Annotated in this window: 19 protein-coding genes and 1 tRNA gene; 12 read left to right on the forward strand and 8 right to left on the reverse strand. The window is 55.0% G+C overall.

The features are described 5' to 3' along the window. Positions 1 to 10: 10 nt before the first annotated feature. Positions 11 to 1,699: a glucose-6-phosphate isomerase gene (gene pgi / locus AC3CHX_RS06380; protein WP_488643237.1), complete on the reverse strand. Its 1,689-nt coding sequence runs from the start codon at positions 1,697 to 1,699 to the stop codon at positions 11 to 13. A 327-nt stretch (positions 1,700 to 2,026) separates the two neighbouring features. Between pgi and edd the strand changes: the two genes are divergently transcribed. The 6 genes from edd to AC3CHX_RS06410 all read left to right on the forward strand — a co-directional run bounded on the left by edd (position 2,027) and on the right by AC3CHX_RS06410 (position 8,570). Next, entirely contained in the window at positions 2,027 to 3,880 is a 1,854-nt protein-coding gene (gene edd, locus AC3CHX_RS06385) for a phosphogluconate dehydratase (protein ID WP_488643238.1), read from the forward strand. A 61-nt stretch (positions 3,881 to 3,941) separates the two neighbouring features. Further along, a complete protein-coding gene (gene eda, locus AC3CHX_RS06390) occupies positions 3,942 to 4,595 on the forward strand; it encodes a bifunctional 4-hydroxy-2-oxoglutarate aldolase/2-dehydro-3-deoxy-phosphogluconate aldolase (RefSeq protein ID WP_488643239.1) in 654 nt (217 codons plus the stop codon). Between the two features lie 501 nt (positions 4,596 to 5,096). Then, complete coding sequence (locus AC3CHX_RS06395) at positions 5,097 to 5,813, forward strand: ABC transporter permease (RefSeq protein WP_488643240.1); 717 nt, start codon at positions 5,097 to 5,099, stop codon at positions 5,811 to 5,813. A 63-nt stretch (positions 5,814 to 5,876) separates the two neighbouring features. Then, positions 5,877 to 6,788, forward strand: a complete 912-nt coding sequence (locus AC3CHX_RS06400; RefSeq protein WP_488643241.1) for a glycine betaine ABC transporter substrate-binding protein — start codon at positions 5,877 to 5,879, stop codon at positions 6,786 to 6,788. Between the two features lie 10 nt (positions 6,789 to 6,798). Further along, positions 6,799 to 7,452, forward strand: coding sequence for an ABC transporter permease (locus AC3CHX_RS06405; protein WP_488643242.1), 654 nt, complete (start codon positions 6,799 to 6,801; stop codon positions 7,450 to 7,452). Further along, positions 7,449 to 8,570 (forward strand): osmoprotectant ABC transporter ATP-binding protein OsmV, encoded by a 1,122-nt coding sequence (locus AC3CHX_RS06410; protein WP_488643243.1) that lies wholly within the window; start codon positions 7,449 to 7,451, stop codon positions 8,568 to 8,570. The genes AC3CHX_RS06405 and AC3CHX_RS06410 overlap by 4 nt, the downstream gene beginning before the upstream one ends. A 113-nt stretch (positions 8,571 to 8,683) precedes the next feature. Here the strand turns inward: AC3CHX_RS06410 and AC3CHX_RS06415 are convergent, their stop codons facing one another. The 4 genes from AC3CHX_RS06415 to gloB all read right to left on the reverse strand — a co-directional run bounded on the left by AC3CHX_RS06415 (position 8,684) and on the right by gloB (position 14,177). Then, a complete protein-coding gene (locus tag AC3CHX_RS06415; RefSeq protein ID WP_488643244.1) occupies positions 8,684 to 10,090 on the reverse strand; it encodes a DEAD/DEAH box helicase in 1,407 nt (468 codons plus the stop codon). A gap of 466 nt (positions 10,091 to 10,556) precedes the next feature. Then, positions 10,557 to 11,339 carry an enoyl-ACP reductase FabI gene (gene fabI / locus AC3CHX_RS06420; RefSeq protein WP_488643245.1) on the reverse strand — a complete coding sequence of 261 codons (783 nt, stop codon included), beginning with the start codon at positions 11,337 to 11,339 and terminating at the stop codon, positions 10,557 to 10,559. Positions 11,340 to 11,529: 190 nt separating this feature from the next. After that, a complete protein-coding gene (locus AC3CHX_RS06425; RefSeq protein WP_488643246.1) occupies positions 11,530 to 13,104 on the reverse strand; it encodes a transglycosylase SLT domain-containing protein in 1,575 nt (524 codons plus the stop codon). Between the two features lie 269 nt (positions 13,105 to 13,373). Then, positions 13,374 to 14,177, reverse strand: coding sequence for a hydroxyacylglutathione hydrolase (gloB, locus tag AC3CHX_RS06430; protein WP_488643247.1), 804 nt, complete (start codon positions 14,175 to 14,177; stop codon positions 13,374 to 13,376). On the opposite strand from gloB, the gene AC3CHX_RS06435 reads away from it, so the two are divergent. The 5 genes from AC3CHX_RS06435 (at position 14,176) to AC3CHX_RS06455 (ending at position 16,880) form a co-directional block, all read left to right on the forward strand. Then, positions 14,176 to 14,982, forward strand: a complete 807-nt coding sequence (locus tag AC3CHX_RS06435) for a class I SAM-dependent methyltransferase (RefSeq protein ID WP_488643248.1) — start codon at positions 14,176 to 14,178, stop codon at positions 14,980 to 14,982. The genes gloB and AC3CHX_RS06435 overlap by 2 nt on opposite strands. Before the next feature lie 68 nt (positions 14,983 to 15,050). Continuing rightward, entirely contained in the window at positions 15,051 to 15,485 is a 435-nt protein-coding gene (gene rnhA, locus AC3CHX_RS06440; RefSeq protein ID WP_488643249.1) for a ribonuclease HI, read from the forward strand. Between the two features lie 68 nt (positions 15,486 to 15,553). Then, a complete protein-coding gene (dnaQ, locus tag AC3CHX_RS06445; RefSeq protein WP_488643250.1) occupies positions 15,554 to 16,279 on the forward strand; it encodes a DNA polymerase III subunit epsilon in 726 nt (241 codons plus the stop codon). Positions 16,280 to 16,385: 106 nt separating this feature from the next. Next, a tRNA-Val gene (locus tag AC3CHX_RS06450) sits at positions 16,386 to 16,462 on the forward strand. 172 nt (positions 16,463 to 16,634) lie between these two features. Further along, positions 16,635 to 16,880, forward strand: a complete 246-nt coding sequence (locus tag AC3CHX_RS06455) for a hypothetical protein (protein ID WP_488643251.1) — start codon at positions 16,635 to 16,637, stop codon at positions 16,878 to 16,880. A 121-nt stretch (positions 16,881 to 17,001) separates the two neighbouring features. Here AC3CHX_RS06455 and AC3CHX_RS06460 read toward each other — a convergent pair whose 3' ends face one another. Beyond that, positions 17,002 to 17,358: a DUF1304 domain-containing protein gene (locus AC3CHX_RS06460; protein WP_488643252.1), complete on the reverse strand. Its 357-nt coding sequence runs from the start codon at positions 17,356 to 17,358 to the stop codon at positions 17,002 to 17,004. After that, the gene (locus AC3CHX_RS06465; protein ID WP_488643253.1) at positions 17,355 to 18,662 is read right to left on the reverse strand and encodes an MFS transporter; all 1,308 of its coding nucleotides are present in this window, start codon (positions 18,660 to 18,662) and stop codon (positions 17,355 to 17,357) included. The genes AC3CHX_RS06460 and AC3CHX_RS06465 overlap by 4 nt, the downstream gene beginning before the upstream one ends. A 169-nt stretch (positions 18,663 to 18,831) precedes the next feature. Between AC3CHX_RS06465 and AC3CHX_RS06470 the strand changes: the two genes are divergently transcribed. Then, positions 18,832 to 19,779: a LysR substrate-binding domain-containing protein gene (locus tag AC3CHX_RS06470; protein ID WP_488643254.1), complete on the forward strand. Its 948-nt coding sequence runs from the start codon at positions 18,832 to 18,834 to the stop codon at positions 19,777 to 19,779. 474 nt (positions 19,780 to 20,253) lie between these two features. On the opposite strand, the gene AC3CHX_RS06475 is transcribed toward AC3CHX_RS06470, so the two are convergent. Continuing rightward, the gene (locus tag AC3CHX_RS06475; RefSeq protein ID WP_488643255.1) at positions 20,254 to 21,150 is read right to left on the reverse strand and encodes a LysR substrate-binding domain-containing protein; all 897 of its coding nucleotides are present in this window, start codon (positions 21,148 to 21,150) and stop codon (positions 20,254 to 20,256) included. Between the last annotated feature and the right edge of the window lie 226 nt (positions 21,151 to 21,376).

Genomic DNA, 21,376 nt, shown 5'->3' on the forward strand with positions numbered 1-21,376 from the left:
TTAAAGCCTGTTATTGCTTCGACAGCGCGGCGCGCGCGCGTGCGATCAAGCCATTGGTCGAACTGTCGTGCTGGTCTGCCGGGGTGTTGCCCGTCATTTCATCAAGAATGTGCGTTGCCAGCACCTTGCCGAGTTCGACACCCCATTGATCAAAGCTGTTGACGCCCCAGATTACGCCTTGTACAAAGACCTTGTGCTCATACAGCGCGATCAAGGCGCCCAGGGAGGCCGGCGTCAATTTTTGCATCAGGATGGTATTGCTGGGGCGATTGCCGGGAAAGGTGCGATGTGGCAACAGCGCATCGATCACGGCTTCTGACATGCCTTTGCTCTGCATTTCGGCACGGACTTCGTCCGCAGTTTTACCGCGCATGAAAGCTTCCGACTGCGCAAAGCAATTCGCCAATAACGCCGCCTGATGGCCGGGCAGGCGATGGCTGGGGGTCAATGCGGCAATAAAGTCGACCGGGGTAATGTCGCTGCCCTGATGCAACAGCTGGAAGTAGGCGTGCTGGCCATTGGTGCCGACATTGCCCCAGATAACCGGACAGGTTTTGATCTCTAGCGGACTGCCATCGACAGCAACGCGTTTGCCATTGCTTTCCATTTCCAGCTGCTGCAGATACGAGGCAAAATTTCCCAGGTCCTGATGGTAGGGCGCAATCGACAACGACGAGCTGCCGCAGAAATTGCGCTGCCAGATACCGACCAGGGCCAGAATGACGGGCATGTTCTGTTCCAGCGGTGCGCTCTGGAAGTGGCTGTCCATCGCATGCGCACCAGCCAGGAATTCACTGAACTGCGCAAAGCCGATCGCCAGCGCGACCGGCAGGCCTATCGATGACCATACGGAATAGCGGCCGCCAACCCAGTCCCAGAACGGAAACATGTTTTGCGGATCGATGCCGAATGCCTTGACCGCCTCGGTATTGGTCGAGACCGCGACAAAGTGATGCGCCAGATCGCTTTCCTGAACGCCGTCGGCGTGCTGCAGAAACCAGTGACGCGCGCTCTGCGCATTCATCATGGTTTCTACCGTGGTAAACGTTTTGGAGGCGATCACAAACAGGGTGCTGGCCGGGTCGATCTGCGACAGTACGGCGTCCAGATCATGGCCATCGACGTTGGAGACAAAATGCATGTTCAGGCGCGCATGCTGAAACGGCCGCAGCGCCTGGCAGACCATTTTCGGTCCAAGGTCGGAGCCGCCGATGCCAATGTTGACGATGTCGGTAATCGGCTTGCCGTTATAGCCGCGCCACTGTTCCGAACGAACTGCCTCGGTAAATGTCTGAATGCGTTCAAGCACCGCATGGACGTCGGCACTGATCTGTTGCCCGTCCAGTACCAGTGACGCGGTATTTGGCTGCCAGGGTGCACGTAGCGCCGTGTGCAGGACTGCGCGCTGTTCGGTAGTGTTGATTTTTTCGCCGGCAAACATTGCTTCACGCTGCGCTTCGACCTTGCGTTCACGTGCCAGATCGAACAGCAAAGACATGGTGTCGGTTGTCAGCATATTTTTGGCGTAATCCAGAAACAGGCCGGCAGCTTCCACGGAGAACGTGTTGAAGCGCTCAGAATCTGCGGAAAACAGGTCGCGCAACGTATACTTTTCGGTCGCAGCGCGATGGGTCTGCAGAGCTTGAAAGGCGGCAGTGTCGGGTTTGATGCTGGTGGTGTCGAGCGCGGTGTGGGGCATGTCCGTAGTCTCATGGTGGCTTGGATTTAGTATGACTATACAATACCTAACGGTAATTTCACTACAAATTATTATCGATTTTATGTACTATTTTTGTTTGCCGGCAAGTTGTCGCTTTCTCCGTGCCGGTCAATTCCTCGTTCACAAGAGATGATTCCTGAAAAAAGAAAGGCCGGTTATTATTGGTGATTGGCTTCTACTCCGGGCCAGAGCAGGTAGCAGGAAAAATGTGTGGAATAGGGAGTCAGCAAAAGTATTTTGTAGTAAAATTTCATTTTGTCCCGTATTTCAAGCTTGCGTTTAAGCTTATTTCTCAAGGATCCCATCATGTCCGTTCAAGCCAGCGTTGCCAAAGTCACCGAACGAATCATCGCGCGCAGCCAACCCTATCGTAGTGCCTATCTGGCGCGTCTCGACATCGCGCGTCGTCAGGACGTACAGCGCGGCGCATTGTCCTGTACCAACCTGGCGCATGGTTTTGCCGCTTTTCCCGTCAATGACAAATTGCGGCTGAAGCAGGATAAAGATCTTTCTGTCGCGATTGTGTCGTCTTACAACGACATGTTGTCGGCCCATCAGCCGTTCGAGCGTTTCCCGCAAATCATCAAGGACGCAGTGCGCGCTGCAGGTGGTGTGGCGCAGTTTGCCGGCGGCACGCCGGCGATGTGCGACGGCGTCACGCAAGGGCAGCCAGGCATGGAGCTGTCGCTGTTCTCGCGCGACGCGATTGCGATGGCGACGGCGATTGCGCTGTCGCACAATATGTTTGATGCGGCGTTGTATCTGGGTATCTGCGACAAGATTGTGCCGGGGCTGTTGATCGGCGCGTTGCATTTTGGTCATTTACCAGCGATTTTCGTCCCGGGCGGTCCGATGACCAGCGGCATGACAAATAAAGAAAAAGTCAAAATCCGCCAGTTGTACGCGGAAGGCAAAATCGACCGCGCCGGACTGCTGGAAGCGGAATCGCAGTCTTACCACAGCGCCGGAACCTGTACTTTTTACGGTACCGCCAACAGCAATCAAATGTTGATGGAGGCACTCGGTTTACACCTTCCCGGTTCTGCGTTCATTACGCCAAATACGCCATTACGCGATGCCCTGACGGCCGAAGCCGGGCGTCAGGCTTTGAAGATCACCGACCACAGCGGCAATTACCGTCCGGTCGGTCATGTGGTCAGCGAAAAGAGTATCGTCAACGCCATTGTCACGCTGCTGGCGACCGGCGGTTCGACCAATCACACCTTGCATCTGGTAGCGATAGCCAAGGCAGCCGGGATTGTGATCGATTGGAATGATTTTGATGCGTTGTCGGCGGTGGTGCCGCTGGTGACCCGGATCTATCCGAATGGCGATGCCGACGTCAACCATTTCCACGCCGCCGGCGGTACCGGTTTCGTGATTCGCGAGTTGCTCGACGCCGGCCTGATGCATGAAGACGTCACCACCATTCTGGGCGACAGTTTGCGCGCTCACTGTGCCGAGCCGTTCCTGGAAGGCGAGGCGGTCGTATTTAAGCCGGCACCGGAAAAAAGTGGTGATGATTCGGTATTGCGCACTGCCGCTGCGCCGTTCTCCGCCGATGGCGGTTTGCGTTTATTGACGGGTAATCTGGGACGTGCAGTCATCAAAATTTCGGCGGTCAAAAAAGAGCATTGGGTGGTGCAGGCACCGGCCATCGTATTCAATTCACAGGAGGCCTTCATGAAGGCCTTCCGGGCCGGTGAGCTGGACCGTGACTTTATCGCCGTGCTGAGCCATCAGGGGCCACGCGCCAACGGCATGCCGGAACTGCATGCATTGACGCCGGCGCTGGGTATTTTGCAAGACAAGGGGCGTCATGTGGCATTGGTCACGGATGGCCGGATGTCCGGCGCATCGGGCAAAGTGCCGGCGGCGATCCACGTGACGCCGGAAGTCCTGGCAGGCGGGCCGTTGGCGCTGGTGCGTACCGGCGACCTGATCAAGATGGATGCCGAGCACGGTATACTCGAGGCCCTGGTGCCGGCCGATGAGTGGGCGCAACGGCAGCCGGAGCTGGTGAATCTGGCTGCAAATCAGGTTGGCATGGGGCGCGAATTGTTTGCCATGTTCCGTAACTCGGTGAGCGCGGCGGAAGAGGGAGCGACCAGCTTTGATCTGCCGCCTGTGCTGGAGTCGGCGGCGGTCGTCGTTGAATAACAGGCAGTTACGCTGCGCTACCAACATGAATTAATTTTGACGAACATTAGAAAGCGAAGATATGACATCGACCAATTATTTGTATGACAACGAAGTGCTCGACATCATGCGCACATCAGCGGTGATTCCGGTGATCGCGATTGATGATCTCGCACACGCGGTCCCACTCGCGAAGGCATTGGTTGCCGGTGGCATCCGCGTGCTGGAAGTGACGCTGCGCACGGTCCATGGCCTGGCCGCGATTCGCGCCATGGCCGAACAGGTGCCGGGTGCGATTGTCGGCGTCGGCACCTTAACCCAGCCGGAAGAATTTGCCGCTGCACGCGATGCCGGCGCGGTATTCGGTGTTTCGCCCGGTTTGACCGCGGCGCTGATCGCTGCGGCAAAGTCGAGCGGCTTGCCGTTATTGCCGGGTGTGATGACGCCGTCGGAAGTCATGGCGGCCCGCGAAGCCGGTTTCCGTCAACTGAAGTTGTTTCCTGCGGTGCCTGCGGGCGGCGTCGGCATGTTGAATGCGATCGCCGGGCCGCTGGCTGATGTGACGTTCTGTCCGACTGGCGGGATATCGCAACAGACTGCTGCGCAATTCCTGGCCTGCAAAAACGTCGCTTGCGTCGGCGGTTCCTGGTTGACACCGAAGGATGCCCTGGAATCGGGCGACTGGGCGCGGATTACCGCATTAGCGTTGGCGGCGAGTCAATTGCGGGTGTCCTGATAGAGCGCGAATTTTAGCTTGCGGCTGTAGAGGCTGCGGTTAATATGTTTTTAGCATTAAAATAATGGCCGGGAGACTCCCCGGCCATGTTGTTTCTACTTTGTATTCTCTTTTGTTCATTAAAAAAAGCTTGTTCTAGCCCTCTACAGACATTCAGGTAATAGCTTTCGGTAAAGTCATTACTGGACTTCATCAAGAAAATTCATTACACTAGTTCCCCTGGAAACATCGCGCCACCCCAAAACGGCGTAGTTTAGCTTCGTGACCTGCATCAGCGGGTCGTCCAATGCTCTGACAAAGGTCGGAGTTTCATCAAACGTCGAGGATATCCTCGCATTCAGTTTGCCGCCCCAATGCGGCAGTCGACTCATTCTGAACAGTCCTCTCGGGATTAAGGAATGGGATAAATAAATTGACAGCTTTGTTTGTCGTGCTCGCGCGTGCTGGTTTGTGCAGGTATTTCCTGTGTTCTGAACGCGTGCAGCAGTAAGGGAGTAAAACATGACGAATCGCTATCGTAATGCCATCGTCGGCGCAGCCATCACCACGTTGGTTGTGGCGGGCATCGGCTGGGCGGTCGGCGCCGGCGCTATTCAGAGCTATCAAGGTGATTTGATTTATTACAGCATGCGTCATATGCAGTTGGTCGGCTGGTCGATGTCGCTGGCTTTGGTCACCGGTTTGCCTGCCGGAATTTTGCTAAGCCGTCCCCGCTTTGCACGCCATGCAGAAAAATTCATGCAGATATTTAACATCGGCAACACCATTCCGTCGATTGCGGTGCTGGCCCTGGCGCTGGCATTTTTCGGTATCGGCGATAAACCGTCGATCATTGCCTTATGGCTCGCCTCATTGTTGCCGATAGTGCGCAACACCTGCGAGGGACTGAAACAAGTCCCGCCGGCGCTGCACGATGCCGCCAAAGGCGTCGGCATGAAACCGTATCAAATCCTGTTCCGGGTTGAATTGCCGAATGCGATCCCGATTATTGCCGGCGGCATACGTACCGCATTGGCGATTAATGTCGGTACCGCGCCATTGTCGATTCTGATTGGCGGCGAAAGTCTTGGCAGCATGATTTTCCCCGGCATCTATTTGAACAATCAGGATCAACTGCTGCTCGGTGCCAGCGCGACCGCGCTGCTGGCGCTGATGCTCGATGCCATCGTTTCCATCGGCAGTAACGCCTATCTCAGCAAACGTGGCCTGTTGCGTTAATCGTAGCGCCTGCGGATTAATCAGGATGCAATTTGTCGGCATCCACTCAGAAGGAGAAAAAGCATGAAAAATTCACGCATGCAGCGTCTGCTGGCCTTGACGTTAAGCATTGTCGGTCTGGCGTGCGCGACATCGGCTGCTGCTGCGCTGGTGGTCGGCGGCAAAAACTTTACCGAGCAACTGATTCTGTCCTCAATGACACAACAGTATCTGCAGTCCAAAGGGTATGCCGTTGATCTGAAAAACGGCCTGGGTTCGACCATCATGCGCGCGGCGATGGAAAGCGGCCAGCTCGACATCGTATGGGAATACACCGGTAGTTCGCTGATCGTGTTTAACAAAGTCAGCGAGAAGCTCGATGCAGAACAGTCCTATCAACGGGTCAAGCAACTGGACGGTGTCAAGAACCTGATCTGGCTGAATGCATCGGGATTAAACAATACGTATGCGTTGGCGGTGCCGGCCAAGCGCGCCGAAGAAGACGGTCTGAAAACCATCCAGGATCTCGCCGATAAAATGAAAGCAGATCGCAAACAGGATCCGGACGGTAAACATTTGCTTGGCGTCGATTTTGAATTCGCCTCGCGCCCGGATGGTTTGGCGCCGATGTCGGCACTGTACGATCTGCATTTCGAGCGGAGTGAGGTCAAGCAAATGGACCCGGGCCTGGTGTATACGGCGCTGCGCAACAAGCAGCTGTATGTCGGCTTGACGTATTCCTCCGATGGTCGGGTCGGCGGCTTCAATTTGAAGCTGCTGGAAGACAACAAGGGCTTCTTCCCTTTCTATACGGCGGCACCGGTGGTGCGCAAAGAAATACTTGATGCGAATCCAAAACTGGCCGGACAGCTGAACGCGCTAGCGGCCAGGATCGACACCAGAAAAATGGCCGAGATGAACAAGAAAGTCGATATCGATCAACAAGCGATAGCCAAGGTTGCTGCAGATTTCCTGCGGGCCGAAGGCTTGATGTGAAGGATGCAGAATGACACTTTTTAATTATCTTTCCGGCGCATGGCCCGAGATATTCGATCTCACCATGCAGCATTTAATGCTGGTCGGCAGCGCCGTCGGCCTGGCCATTCTGATCGGCGTGCCGCTCGGTATTCTGATGATCCGTCAGCGCTGGCTGGCCAGCCCGCTGCTGGGTTTGGCGACAGTCGTTCTGACACTCCCATCTATTGCCTTGTTCGGCTTGATGATTCCGCTGTTCTCCCGGTTCGGTCAGGGTCTGGGGCCGTTGCCTGCCATCACAGCGGTATTTTTGTATTCGCTATTGCCAATCATGCGGAATACATTTTTGGCGCTGGATGGGATCGACGAAGGCGTCAAGGAAGCCGGCATCGGCATCGGCATGACATTCTGGCAGCGCTTGCGCCTGGTGGATTTGCCGCTGGCAGTGCCAGTCATTTTAGGCGGCGTACGTTCCGCCGTTGTCATGAATATCGGCGTGATGGCGGTCGCGGCGGTGATCGGTGCCGGTGGCCTGGGCGTGCTGATTTTGCATGCGATCAGCCAGAGCAATATGCAAAAACTCGTCGTCGGCGCGGTATTGATCAGTGTCCTGGCGATTGCCGCCGACGCTTTGCTGCAGTCGTTGCAACGCGTACTTACACCGAAAGGAATGCAAAAATCATGATCGTACTCGATAAACTGAGCAAAGTTTTTAGCCAAAAAGATGGCGTCAATGTTAAAGCCGTGGATGAGGTGAGCCTGAGCGTCGCTGAAGGTGAAATCTGCGTATTTCTTGGCCCTTCGGGTTGCGGCAAGAGCACCACGCTGAAAATGATCAATCGTCTGATCGTACCGACTTCCGGTCGGGTACTGTTGAATGGCGCAGACACCACTGGCATCGACGAGGTAACGTTGCGCCGCCATATCGGTTATGTCATTCAGCAAATCGGCCTGTTCCCGAACATGACCATCGAAGAAAACATCACGGTGGTGCCGCGTCTGCTGGGCTGGGATAAAAAGCGCTGTCGTGAGCGTGCGACCGAATTGATGGCGATGGTAGCACTCGATCCGAAGCTGTATCTGAAACGTTATCCACGGGAATTGTCCGGCGGTCAGCAGCAGCGCATCGGCGTGATTCGCGCGCTGGCGGCAGATCCTCCGGTATTGCTGATGGATGAACCGTTCGGCGCGGTCGACCCGATTAATCGCGAATCGATTCAGAATGAGTTTTTCCAGATGCAGCGGCAACTCAACAAGACCGTGATCATGGTCAGTCATGATATCGACGAAGCGATCAAACTCGGTGACAAGATCGCGATTTTCCGCGCTGGCAAACTGGTGCAGATTGATCATCCGGATACCTTGCTGGCGCGCCCGAAAGACGAGTTTGTGGGCGCCTTCGTTGGCCAGGATGCAACCCTGAAGCGTTTGCTGCTGGTACGCGCCGGCGATGCGGCCACGACCTCCGCCACGGTGCGCGCTGACGCGACGCTGGCAGCGGCGTACGGCGTGATGGATGAAAACGACTACCGCTATGTCACCGTGACCGATGTTGACAATCGCGCCATGGGCTTCGTCTCGCGCCGCGATGCACGTGCTGCGCAGGGGGCTTGTGCGGACAAGCTGCGGCCGTTTCCGGTGAGCGCAACCCCGGACGAAAATCTGCGCGTAGTGCTCTCCAGAATGTACAAGCACAGCACCAGCTGGATGCCGGTGATCGATCATGACAGTAGCTATCTGGGCGAAGTCACACAGGATTCGATTGCGGATTATCTGAGTTCAGGGCGTACCCGCATGCAGTAAATTTCATCATGTACGTAACCCCGATTTTCCAATAAAAAAACGGCCACCGGAATAAATCCGATGGCCGTCTTTTTGTACTTAATTAAACAATCAGCGACTGATTGCCGGACTAATTAACGATCGCCAAACGAGCGACGTGTGCTACTGTCATTCGTGCGATTACCTTTGTAACCGCCACCTGCGCCAGCGCTATCGCGGCGTGGAGCACCTGGTTTGCTGAAAGTGCGGCCGCCCGGCTTGCTCGGAGCGCCACGGTTGTCGCCCGGTTTCCAGCCACCTGGTTTGTGGTTTGAGCGCGGTGCAGACGCGGTTTTCTTTGGTTCAAAACCAACGACGACATCGACCGGGATCAATTGCTTGGTAAACCGTTCGATACGCTTGACGTTCATGCCTTCAGCGTGATTCACCAGCGACACGGCAACGCCGTTGCGGCCGGCACGGCCGGTACGGCCGATACGGTGGACGTAGTCTTCCGGGAATTTCGGCAGATCGTAGTTGAATACGTGGGTGATGGCCGGAACGTCGATACCGCGTGCAGCGACGTCAGTTGCAACCAGCACACGGACTTGACCGCGACGCAGGCTGTCCAGGGTACGGTTACGTGCACCTTGGTGCATGTCGCCATGCAATGCGGCAGCAGCGAAACCGGCGATGTTCAGGCGGTCAGCGATATTGTCTGCATCGCGCTTGGTTGCGGTAAATACGACTGCCTGATCCATGGTTTCGTCGCGCAGCAGGTGATCCAGCAAACGGTTCTTGTGCGACAGATCATCGACAAAGTGAACCTTTTGTTGAATGTTTTCATGCTTGGTTGCCGAACCGGCGATCTGGATGATCATTGGGTTCTTGGTGATGCGCTTTGCCATGTTGCCGACAACGCCATCGAGCGTAGCCGAGAACAACATGGTTTGACGCGAGTCAGGAGTCGCAGCAACGATTTTTTCGATATCGTCGATGAAGCCCATGTCCAGCATACGGTCCGCTTCGTCGAGTACCAGAATTTCCAGTAGCGAGAAATCGATCTTGCCGGATTCCATGTGATCGATCAGACGACCTGGAGTCGCGACCAGGATTTCCGGGTTCTTGGCCAGCAATTGCATCTGCTTTGGATAAGGCATGCCGCCCAGGATCGAGATTGCCTTGATGCGCTTCATGTGTGAGCCGTACTTGTCAGTAGCGCTGGTCACTTGCAATGCCAATTCACGGGTCGGTGTCAGCACCAGCATTTTTGGCTGGGCGGCCTTGAAACGTGGACGGTCACCGCGTGAACGCGATGCCTGCATTTCTTGATTTGGTGTTTTGCCGATTGGAGCGACAACTGGCTCCGAGGCGAATTTGTGGAGTGCCGGCAGCATGAAAGCTGCAGTTTTGCCGGAACCGGTTTGCGATGATACCAACAGGTCGCGACCTTCGATGGCGGCTGGAACGGCTTGTTCCTGAACGCTGGTCGGTTTTGTGTAGCCGGCTTCAGTAAGTGCTTGGATAACGGACGCGTGCAGGCCTAGTGATTCAAATGTCATTCTTTTCTTTCGTAAAGTTCAGCGCCATATTCTGCAAGCAGTCGCTCACGCGACAAATGCAGAGAACGCAAAAAAGCAACGCCAACCAACGAAATGACTATGAAACATACAAAGAAATTTCGGCACAAAAGCTTTGCGCCGGGACGGTGTCAGTTAAACGACACACAAGGCGGGAGGGCTTTTACAATGCAATGTCTTAATTGAAACCAAGACATGCTTAGGCTTGCGTAGCTACTTGTTTTTGTTGTTAACGACCGAGCCGGTTTGCTTGATCGTTGTTTGCGTCATATTGCAACGCAGCACAGGATAATACAGTACTTCCGAGTCTATTGCACGTGCAATGTCGCAAATGGGCAGGAATGATGGATTTTGCGGCGTTCCTGCAACCCTGGCTGCCAATAAAAAAGCGTCCGAAAACACATCGGACGCTTTTTATTACGGTCAGGCGGTCTAGGTCCAGGCGTCGTTATTCGGAGATGCCGCCCACGACCTTTGAAAAACCGCCATCAACGTAGGTGATTTCGCCAGTGATGCCGCTCGCCAGATCGGACAGCAGGAATGCCGATGCGTTACCGACATCTTCCAGGGTGACATTGCGACGGAGCGGGGCGTGGTCGGCGACAAAGCCGAGTATCTTGCCAAAGCCTTTAATGCCACTTGCCGCCAAAGTCTTGATTGGACCGGCGGAGACGCCGTTGACGCGCACTCCTTTTGGACCCAGCGATTCTGCCAGGTAGCGTACGCTGGCTTCTAGCGAAGCTTTCGCCAGACCCATGGTGTTGTAGTTCGGAACGACCCGGTCGGAGCCCAGATAGGTCAAGGTCAGCAACGCCGAATCAGGGCGCAGCAATGGCAGTGCCGCCTTTGCCATCGCCGGGAAGCTGTACGCGGAAATATCATGCGCAATCTTGAAGCCTTCGCGCGACAAGCCTTCGAGAAAGTCGCCGGCAATGGCTTCCGCCGGAGCAAAGCCAATCGCATGTACCAGACCGTCGAGTTGATCCCAGGATTTGCCGAGATCGGTAAACAAGGCGTTGATTTGCTCGTCGCTGCCCACGTCGCAATCGAAAATCAGCTCGCTGCCGAATTCGGCGGCAAACTTGGTGATGCGGTCTTTAAAGCGTTCGCCGACATAGGTGAACGCCAGTTCCGCACCTTCGCGCTTGCAGGCTTGGGCGATGCCATAAGCGATCGAGCGGTTCGACAGCAGGCCGGTGATCAGGATTTTTTTGCCTTGCAGGAATGCCATGTTGACTCCAGGTATGCACGCCATAAATGGTTCGGCGGCGAGGTTTTGCAGTGCGCTATCTGCGCAGTAACCAGGCGTCAGCTGCGCAGTAACGCGTTTTTACGCGAACAGGGCAAGATTGTAGGGGTTCATCGCGCTCACGGCAACTGGCGCACTGATCGCGATATGTGAGAATGACGGGGGCGATGCGTTATTGTTTCTGGGTGCCTCTGGCCGAAGCGATGATCTCCGGAGCCCGGCTTTTCTTGGTCGAGGCGACGGCAGCGGTTTTGTTGCCGCTCGTTTTGGTAGCAGCCCGGACTTTTACAATGCGCTCCTTGCGTTCGCCACGACTGTTAACCAGCACCGCCTTGTGGTAGCGAGTGTTGCTGGACGCCCGTTCGATGTTGCCGTCACGTACCGATGCGGAGAGGCGGTTCGGCACCTGCAATTGCAAACTTTGACCGCGATTGACGCTATCGCGACGCAAGCTGTTCCAGGATTTGACCTGGCTCACACTGACGTTATAGCGCCCTGCAATCGATGCCAGCGTATCGCGTTTGCCCACTTTGACGTAGATGCGGCGAGTTTCCGGCACGTCCGGCGCCACCGCCATGGTGGCACTGTCGGCGACTGCAGCGGTGATGTCGCTGTTCTCGGTTTCGGTTTTCGGCACCAGAATAGTCGAGCCGGCCTTCAGCACCATGCGTGGCGGAATATGGTTCACTTCGCGAATCACGGCAGGCGTGGTGTCGAATTTGGCAGCAATCGCTTCGATCCGTTCGCGCGCATTGCCGACGGTGTGGGATGTCCACGACGACAGTGACTGCGTCCACTTGCTGATGTTTTTCTTGAATTTTTCCGCATTGGTTTGCGGTAGTAAGATCTTGGTGTCGGCACTGCCGATAATGACAGGGCGGTTGAATTGGGGATTCAGCGCTTTGAAATCATCGAGCGACAATTCAGCCAGTTGCGCTGCGACCTTGACGTCGATGTCGCGGGTTTTACCGATGCTGACGAAATACGGTTCATTGTCGATCTTCGGCAGCGAGATGTTGTACATCTCCGGTGCCGCGATGATATTTTTAACTGCCTGCAGTTTTGGTACGTAATTGCGCGTTTCCGCCGGCATTAGCGGCGCCAGACTGGCGAAATCGGTCGGCAAGCCAGCTGCCTGGTTCTTGTCGATTGCCTTTTGCACCGAACCCTGGCCCCAGTTGTATGCTGCCAGCGCCAGTTGCCAGTCGCCAAACATGGCATACAAGGTCTGCAGGTAGGTCAGTGCCGCATCGGTCGAGGCCAGCACGTCGCGCCGCTCGTCTTTGAACATGTCTTGCTTGAGATTGAAGTCGCGCCCGGTTGCCGGCATGAATTGCCACAAACCTACCGCTTTGGCGCTGGAGAAGGCCTGTGGGTTAAACGACGACTCGATAAAGGGCAGCAAAGCCAGTTCGGTCGGCATGCCACGCTTTTCCAGTTCCTGGACTACGTGAAACAGGTAAGGCGAGGCACGCAGCGTGGTGCGTTGAAAGTAATCCGGACGCGTGCTGTAAAACTCGGTTTGTGAGGCGACCTGGGCGTTGTCGAGGTCGGGAATGCTGAACCCTTTGCGTATCCTTGCCCAGACGTCGACTTGCGTCATCCCGAGCACGCCAGCGCTTGGGCTGTTCGGGTCTATCAGGCTAAAAGTGGGAGTGTAGATTGAAATATCGTTGGCCTGGGCCAACAGCGGGGTGCCGAAAAAGGCGATGGCGGCAAGCGCACATGTCTTGAGTGTAAAGGGCATGGAGTCTTTTTTGCGTGACCGGATGTCATCAGCCGGTAATAAAAGTGTAAAGCGCAGTGTACGTAACCGGCTTTTGTCGCGTCAAGCAAAAAATACGCTATCACTATTGTATAAGTGATTGATTTATAGAGTAATTACTCGGAAGGTTGATGTAGACCCGGAATCTGGCGCCGGCTGGAAACTTGTTGTCGATCGAATGTTGGCAACCTGTCGCCGCGCGATTATTTGGCGACCAGTCAAGGTGAGTGTCTTTTTGGTAAATTTCAGGATTACTTAAAGGAATTTTTCCATTGACGCAGAGCCGCAAATGCAGCGACCGGGTCGCTCCGCTCGGCGTGCGCAAGGTGGTCGCCATGTTGTAGACTGGAAATAATTTCCGGTTGCTGATAACGCAAAAATGGATTGGTGGCATTTTCTACGGCAATGCTCGACGGCACGGTCGGGATGTGGCGATCGCGTTTTGCCTGTTCTATAGCAATGCGTTCGATCAACGCCGGATTGCCCGGTTCGACCGCGAGCGCAAAGCGCAGATTCGACATCGTATATTCATGCGCGCAAAACACCTGGGTTTGCGGCGGCAATGCGCTCAACTTTGAAAGCGATGTCACCATCTGCGCCGGGGTGCCCTCGAACAGGCGACCGCAGCCGCCGGCAAACAGCGTGTCGCCACAAAACAGCCAGTGCTGTTCTGCCGCCACGTAGGCAATATGGCCGCTGGTGTGGCCGGGGACGTCGAGTACCGACAGCTGTAACGGCAATTGCGGCAGGTCGACAGTGTCGCCTTCTTTTAATAGTCTGGTAACACCAGCGATTGCTTCGTGTGCCGGGCCAAACACAGGGACATTGAAATGCCGCAATAAAGTTTGCAACCCGCCAACATGGTCAGCGTGATGATGTGTCAGTAAAATAGCGCTGAGTTTGAGCGCATGGGCATCAAGCGCGGCCAATATCGGTGCCGCATCACCGGGATCGACGACTGCGGCGTGATGACTATCATGAATCAGCCACAGATAATTGTCGTTGAATGCCGGAATCGCTAATACACTCAACGCGTTATTTAACAAGGCAGTCATGGCATATCCGTCTTCAAAAAGATCTATTATAGCGCTCGGCCCCTGGCTGCAAACACCCATCGGCAGGTATATGCTGGCATGGGAACAGGCGCGTCTGGATGCGATGACCGCAGATATTTTCGGTTTCAATGCGATGCAAATCGGCTTGCCGCAAATCGAAGCGTTGCAAGCCAACCGGATGCGCCACAAATGGCTGAGCGATAGCGAGCCGGCTGATGACCACGCCACCGATGCCGCCCTGAAGATCGATAGTCAAGGCCGCTCCAGAATAGTTGTAGCCCACGATTTTGCCGACCTGCCGTTCGCCTCGCAAAGTCTGGACCTTGTGGTGTTGCCGCATGTACTTGAATTTGCCGCTGAGCCGCATCAGGTGTTGCGTGAGGTTGAACGGGTATTGATTCCGGAAGGCCAGGTAATTATCTGTGGTTTCAATCCGGCCAGCTTGTGGGGCATACGGCAGTCGACAGGGCGTCTGTCCGGTGCGCATTTTTTGCCGCAGAATGCTGAATTCATCAGTTTGTTGCGTCTGAAAGACTGGCTTAAGTTGCTCAACATGGAAGTCAATCGCGGCCACTTCGGTTGTTATGCGCCGCCGTGTGCGACGGCCAAATGGCTGAACCGCTTTTCTTTTATGGAAAAAGCCGGTAACCGCTGGTGGCCGTATTTCGGCGCCATTTATATAGTGCAAGCGATCAAACGCGTCAAAGGGATGCATCTGATCGGCCCGGCATTCAGCAAACAGGCAATTAAGGCGGCCAAGGGTGTGCCGGCGACGAACAGGATACACAAGGCGGGCGAACATTAAGCATCAGCATGGCAACCGTAGCGCACGGTTGGTTTCCTTCCAAATTAATCTTCAATAAATAAGTGAGCATGGACAAAGTAGAAATATTCACCGATGGTGCCTGCAAGGGCAATCCTGGCACTGGCGGCTGGGGTGCGTTACTGATTTCCGGTGACAACGAAAAAGAGTTGTTCGGCGGCGAGCTCAACACCACCAATAACAGGATGGAATTGCAAGCCGTGATCGAGGCCCTGAACGTGCTGAAGAAGCCATGCGAGGTCACAGTGCATACCGACAGTCAATACGTCCAGAAGGGTATTAGTGAATGGATCCATGGCTGGAAGGCGCGTGGCTGGAAAACCGCGGCGAAGGCGCCGGTCAAGAACGTCGATTTGTGGCAAGCGCTGGATGCGGCGCAGGCGCGGCATCAGATACAGTGGCGCTGGGTCAAAGGGCATGCCGGTCACGCCGGCAACGAGCGTGCCGATCAGCTCGCCAATCGCGGCGTGACGACCGTTTTATAATTCCCCGCTGCTCCCGCCGCTTCGTGCATTTTTGTACACCTGTATTAGCTTTTGAGAATTAAGTGATCATGCGACAAATCGTTCTAGATACCGAAACCACCGGCCTTAACCCGCGCACTGGCGACCGCATCATTGAAATCGGCTGCGTCGAATTGATCGACCGCCGTCTGACCGGCAACAACTATCATCAATACATTAATCCAGAGCGTGATTCGGAGGAGGGCGCGCTGGCGGTGCACGGATTGACGACGGAATTTCTCAGCGATAAACCGAAATTCGCTCAGATCGCCGCCGAGCTGAAAGAGTACATCGGCGGCGCCGAAGTCATCATCCACAATGCACCGTTCGATCTGGGCTTTTTGGATGCCGAGTTCAAACGGCTTGATCTGGAAACATTCAGCAGCGAGATTGCCGGCGTCATCGACACGCTGGTACAAGCCAAGGAAATGTATCCCGGAAAACGTAATTCGCTGGACGCCTTGTGCGATCGCTACGGTATTTCGAACGCGCACCGCACTTTGCACGGCGCGTTGCTGGACTCCGAGTTGCTGGCTGAAGTTTACCTGGCAATGACGCGTGGTCAAAACAGCTTCAGCATCGATTTTGGGGATAGCGAAAACGGCAACGGCGAAGATGGTGCAGCGTTGACGCTGGCGCCGCTGGCGCAGATTTTTGTACGGGTGGCGAATGCCGAAGAACTGGCCGAGCACGAGGGCGTGCTGGCCGGTCTCGACAAAGAGGTCAAAGGATCATGTATCTGGCGTCAGACGCCGGTGGAACTGCCACAAAACTAAGCAGGCGGCGCAATCCGCATCGAAACTTTGACTTTGTTGCTGCGAATCTGAAAAATAATGTTGTACAGACGCGAAGGTTGTTGTATTATTTCGTCCTGTTGCAAACGGGCGGTTAGTTCAGCTGGTTAGAATACTTGGTCGACATCCAAGGGGTCGCAGATTCGAATTCTGCACCGCCCACCAGAATATAAAAGGTCTTTCTTCGGAAAGGCCTTTTTTTTCAGGCGTATTTTTCTCAACGCCTGCCCTCCGTTGCATGCGATCGTGCTTGCTGCCACCTCCCAATATTTCACTTGCATGGAATTCCCTTGGTTTTCTTCCATGGTACGATCCTCCTAACAATCAGGAGACTACGATGCCATCCGAAACCATAGGTGAGTATGAAATTGAGTATTCAGGTGTCTTGTTGCCCGACAGCGAACATTGGGCGGCTTATGTAACAGTCTTTGCACCGTCGCCAAATCCCATGCACCGGAACAATATTTTTCCCAATCAGCGGGTATCCGTTGAGCATGCTTTTGCAAATCAGGCAGAAGCGGAACAGGAAGCTTACAAGGTAGCGACCGGGATGATTAAGCAGTGCGGCTCTAAAGCAAGCTAGGGTGAGCCGAGCAGCATTTAAACGGCTCTGAAACTCCCCGTGACACTGGGGATATGCCGGGGTTCGGCGACCGGTCGGCGTTCACTCAGGCGCGGAAAATCGACTGGCATTGTGCAGTCGCTCAAGTGGCCAGCAGCAAGCCCAAGGCAATGGCAGCTGGAAGTGCCTGAATGAACAGAATTTTCTTGCCTACCGTAGCCGCACCGAATACGCCGGCAATGATGACGCACGACAGGAAGAATATCTTGATCGAAAAACCTGCCGTGCCAAGGTAGAGGCCCCATGCCAGGCCGGCGGCGAGAAAACCGTTATATAAACCTTGGTTCGCTGCAAGTGCTTTTGATGCGGTAGCGAATTCCTGTTCCAGACGAAAAATTTTCAGGCCGTAGGGCTTGTCCCACAGGAACATTTCGAGCACCAGGAAATACCCGTGTAGCAAGGCTATCAGGGCGATCAAAATATGCGCGATCAGGGTCATTTGTTCACCATCTGCGCAGGTACCGTCAATGTCAACAGCGCGCCTGCCACCAGCGATGCCGCCAGCACGAACATGCCGGTGTTGGTGCTCTGGGTCAAATCTTTCAGCCAGCCGACCAGGTAAGGGCTGACGAAGCCGGCCAGATTGCCGAGTGAGTTGATCAGAGCAATCCCGGCAGCCGCTGCGGTGCCGCCGAGGAAGGCAGTCGGCAAGCTCCAGAACAGCGGCAGCACTGTCAGGATGCCGATCGTGGCCAGCGTCAGGGCGCTCATTGCCAGCAGGGTGTTGTGGTCATACACCGTGCTCAGGATCAAGCCGATACTGCCCAGCACTGCCGGGATCGCAACGTGCCAGCGCCGTTCACGGTGCTTGTCGGCACTGCGTCCGATCAGCACCATTGCCGCTGCTGCTGCGGCATACGGAATCGCCGTCAGCAAGCCGATATCGAAAGGATCCTTTACGCCGGTCGTCTTGATGATGGTCGGCAGCCAGAAGCTGACGCCATACAGTCCCATGACAAAACAGAAGTAGATCAGCGCCATCAGCCAGACCTTGGTGTTGGCGACCATCTGTCTTAGCGACTGTTCCTCTTTCAGGCTGGCTTCCGCTTCCACCTGCGCTTCCAGCAATTGTTTCTCTTCATCGGTCAGCCATTTGGCAGCGCGAATCCGGTCCTGTAAATAGACGATGACGACTATCCCAAGGATCAGCGATGGGATTGCTTCCAGAATAAACATCCATTGCCAGCCTGCCAGCCCTCGAGCGCCTGACAAGCTGTGCAGAATCCAGCCCGACAGGGGGCCGCCGATCACGCCTGACAGCGGGATGCCGGTCATGAACAGGGCGGTCATTTTGCCGCGGCGATTGGACGGATACCAATAGGTCAGATACAGAATCACGCCAGGAAAGAAGCCGGCTTCGGCGACGCCCAGCAAAAAGCGCATGACATAAAACGTCATCGGCGTAGTGACGAAAATCATCGCTCCGGAAACCAGGCCCCAGGTGATCATGATGCGTGCGATCCACATGCGCGCGCCAACCCGATGCAGGATCAGATTACTGGGGATTTCAAATATGAAATAGCCGATGAAAAAGATGCCGGCACCGAACCCGTAGATGGTCTCGCTAAACTTCAAGTCATTCAGCATTTGCAATTTGGCGAAGCCGACATTGACGCGGTCCAGATAGGACGCGACGTAGCACAGGAATAGCAGAGGCATCAGGTGCCAGGTCACTTTGGCATACGTGGCGGTTTCAAATGCAGGAGCGGCGGCGTGACCATAACGAGCAGAATTGGCGGACATGTCTTCCTCTATGTGATGATGAGAAACTGTTCCAGCGTATGTTCGCCTGATGCAGGTCTGCCAGGCGAAGAAGGTATATCGAAACTAATTACGCAGTGCAGCTAGCGATATTACATAATGTTGCCGCTTGGTATGAATAATAATTTTTAACAAATAGGATGGCCGCTTCATGGAATTGCGTCAACTGCGTTATTTCGTCGCCATTGTCGATCACGGCTCGCTCTCACGCGCCGCCCGCGTGCTGCACATTGCGCAGCCAGCGCTGACCCAGCAGATCAAGCAGCTGGAAGATGAGCTCGATGCACAATTGTTGCATCGCTCGGCACAAGGCGTGATGGCGACCGACGCCGGAAAAACATTTTACGAACATGCGCAGGCGATCCTGAAGCAGGTCGGCGATGCCAAATCGGCCGTTGGACAATCCGCCCACAATCCCACCGGAACCGTTGCGTTGGGGATTCCGCAAAGCGCATCCGGCGTGCTGGCGCTGCCGTTGCTGACGGCGATACGCGCGAAATATCCGGAAATTTCCTTGCAACTGACCGAGGAGCTGACCGGTAATCTGATCGAACAATTGAAAACCGGCCGCATCAATCTGGCCGTGCTGTTCGACGATGGCCAATTGACTTCTTTTGCGACCAAGCCGCTGGTGGAGGAAGAGATGATGTTCATCACGCGCCGCGATTCTCAATACGCTCCAGCGCGGCGTTCGGCGACATCGTCGATTACATTGCGGCGCGCGGTCAAGGTGCCGCTGATTCTGCCGGGATGGCTGCATGGGGTCCGGCCAAGAATTGAAAATATCGTCAGGGCGGCAGGTTTGTCGCTCGACAATGTGATCGAAATCAATTCGGTGACGATTTTGAAATCGGCGATCCTGGCCGATATCGGCGCCACGATTTTACCTGTGGCACCGTTGCTGGCGGAGATCGATCGAGGTGACATGCAGGTCCATACGATTAGCGATGTGGCGATTTCCCGGACGCTGGTGTTGTGTGCGTCGAAGAATATTCCGTTGACGAATGCAGCGGCGGCTGTCGAGCGACTGGTACTGGAAGTGGCGGATGAGTTGTGCCGCAGCGGGCAATGGCGGAATGCCAGGACATTGGCGCGTTAATTTTTAAAGCCAGCCGGGCAGTCGCTGAATTCTAAAGATGGATGCCGCGAATATCGTCCGCCCGCCGGGCTACTCAGTCCGCCTTGGCTATCGTTTTTTCTTATAACCCCATCTAGAATCGGTATTTCCTGCTGTGCTGCAACTCCCGTAGACTTATTTCACTGTAGGTTTCGGCTAGTTGTTTTGATTGTGATGGCTGCAACAATGGCTACATTTGTTTGGCAGTCGGGCATCTTATCGGGTGCATGTGTTTGCCGGCATTTCTCTGAACCATAAGTTTGGATGTGCAATTGAAATCGTGTGTACGGCCGTACCTGCTGGATTTTTTGGATGATAGCCGGTGTTTGATACCCTCCTTGCCCCGTGGCGGCAGCCCGGCGGCTAGCTGATTTTTCGGTCGGAACTGCCTTGAATCTGCTGCGCAACGTCGATTATGCGAATTCGCCGCAACGATCACGTTCGGGGGCAACAAGATCACGTTACCAACTCCAGCGCTGACAGTTCTCTCGCAGTTTCCAAAAATGTCTGTAGCGCTGGCGACGGTTCTTCCTTGCGGTAGGTGACATACAAGACTGTGCTTGGCGCAGGCCTGGTCAGCGCTCGATAGACCACGCCATCATGACCGCCGAGACCGGTCGATGCCGGCAGTAAGGCAATTCCAAAACCTTCTTTGACCAGACTCAGCAGCGTCTGCACTTCGACCACCTGCTGTCGAATATTCGGAATAAAGCCGGCTTCAATGCAGCATTGCCGCAAGTACGCAGCGAATTGCGAACGATCCAGTCCGAAAAAAACAAAGGATTCTTCGGCCAAATCCGCCAGGCGTATTTTTTCGTGGCTGGCCAGACGATGCCCGCTCGCCAGCACGACCGATATTGCCTCACGCGACAGGGCTTCGCTGACCAGATGCGGCATGTTGTTTTGATCGGTTCTGAAGAAGCAGACGTCCAGGCGCTTTTCGCGCAGCGCTTCCATCTGTTCTGCGGGCGTCAGTTCGTTCAGGTTCCAGCTGACGTTTGGATAGCGCTCATGAAACACTCTTAGCAGCCGGGGCACGATACCGAACATCACCGAGCTGATGACGCCAATTTCCAGTTTGCCCATATGGCCGCGACCCGCTTGACGGGTCAGGTCCAGCGCTCTTTCCAGTTGCGAAAACACGAGTGGAAGTTGTTCTTTGAGCATTGATCCCGCAGCCGTTAACTCCACCCGACGCTGGGTGCGCAGGAATAGCGGCGTACCGAGCTCAGCCTCAAGCAGACGAATTTGCTGACTGAGCGGCGGTTGCGACATATGCAGCCGGACCGCGGCGCGACCAAAATGCAGCTCGTCCGCCAGCACAGTGAAGTAACGCAACAGACGTATATCCATATTCTGCAGATATCAATGGTGATAAAAATGAGTATTGTACATATCGCTGGTGCTTGCCGATACTCGCCATGGATCACATCTTAAAAACGCCACCCATCGTACGATCTATGGATTCGCAGCGCTAAGGAGGAGTCGCTTGACGTTTTGAAAAGCCTGTTTCAATGCGATATCGCGACCTGTTTCCGCACGGAAAAATTGAAATCGATTTAACTGGTGGCGTGCGTAA

This window comes from Glaciimonas sp. OK215 (assembly GCF_057787885.1).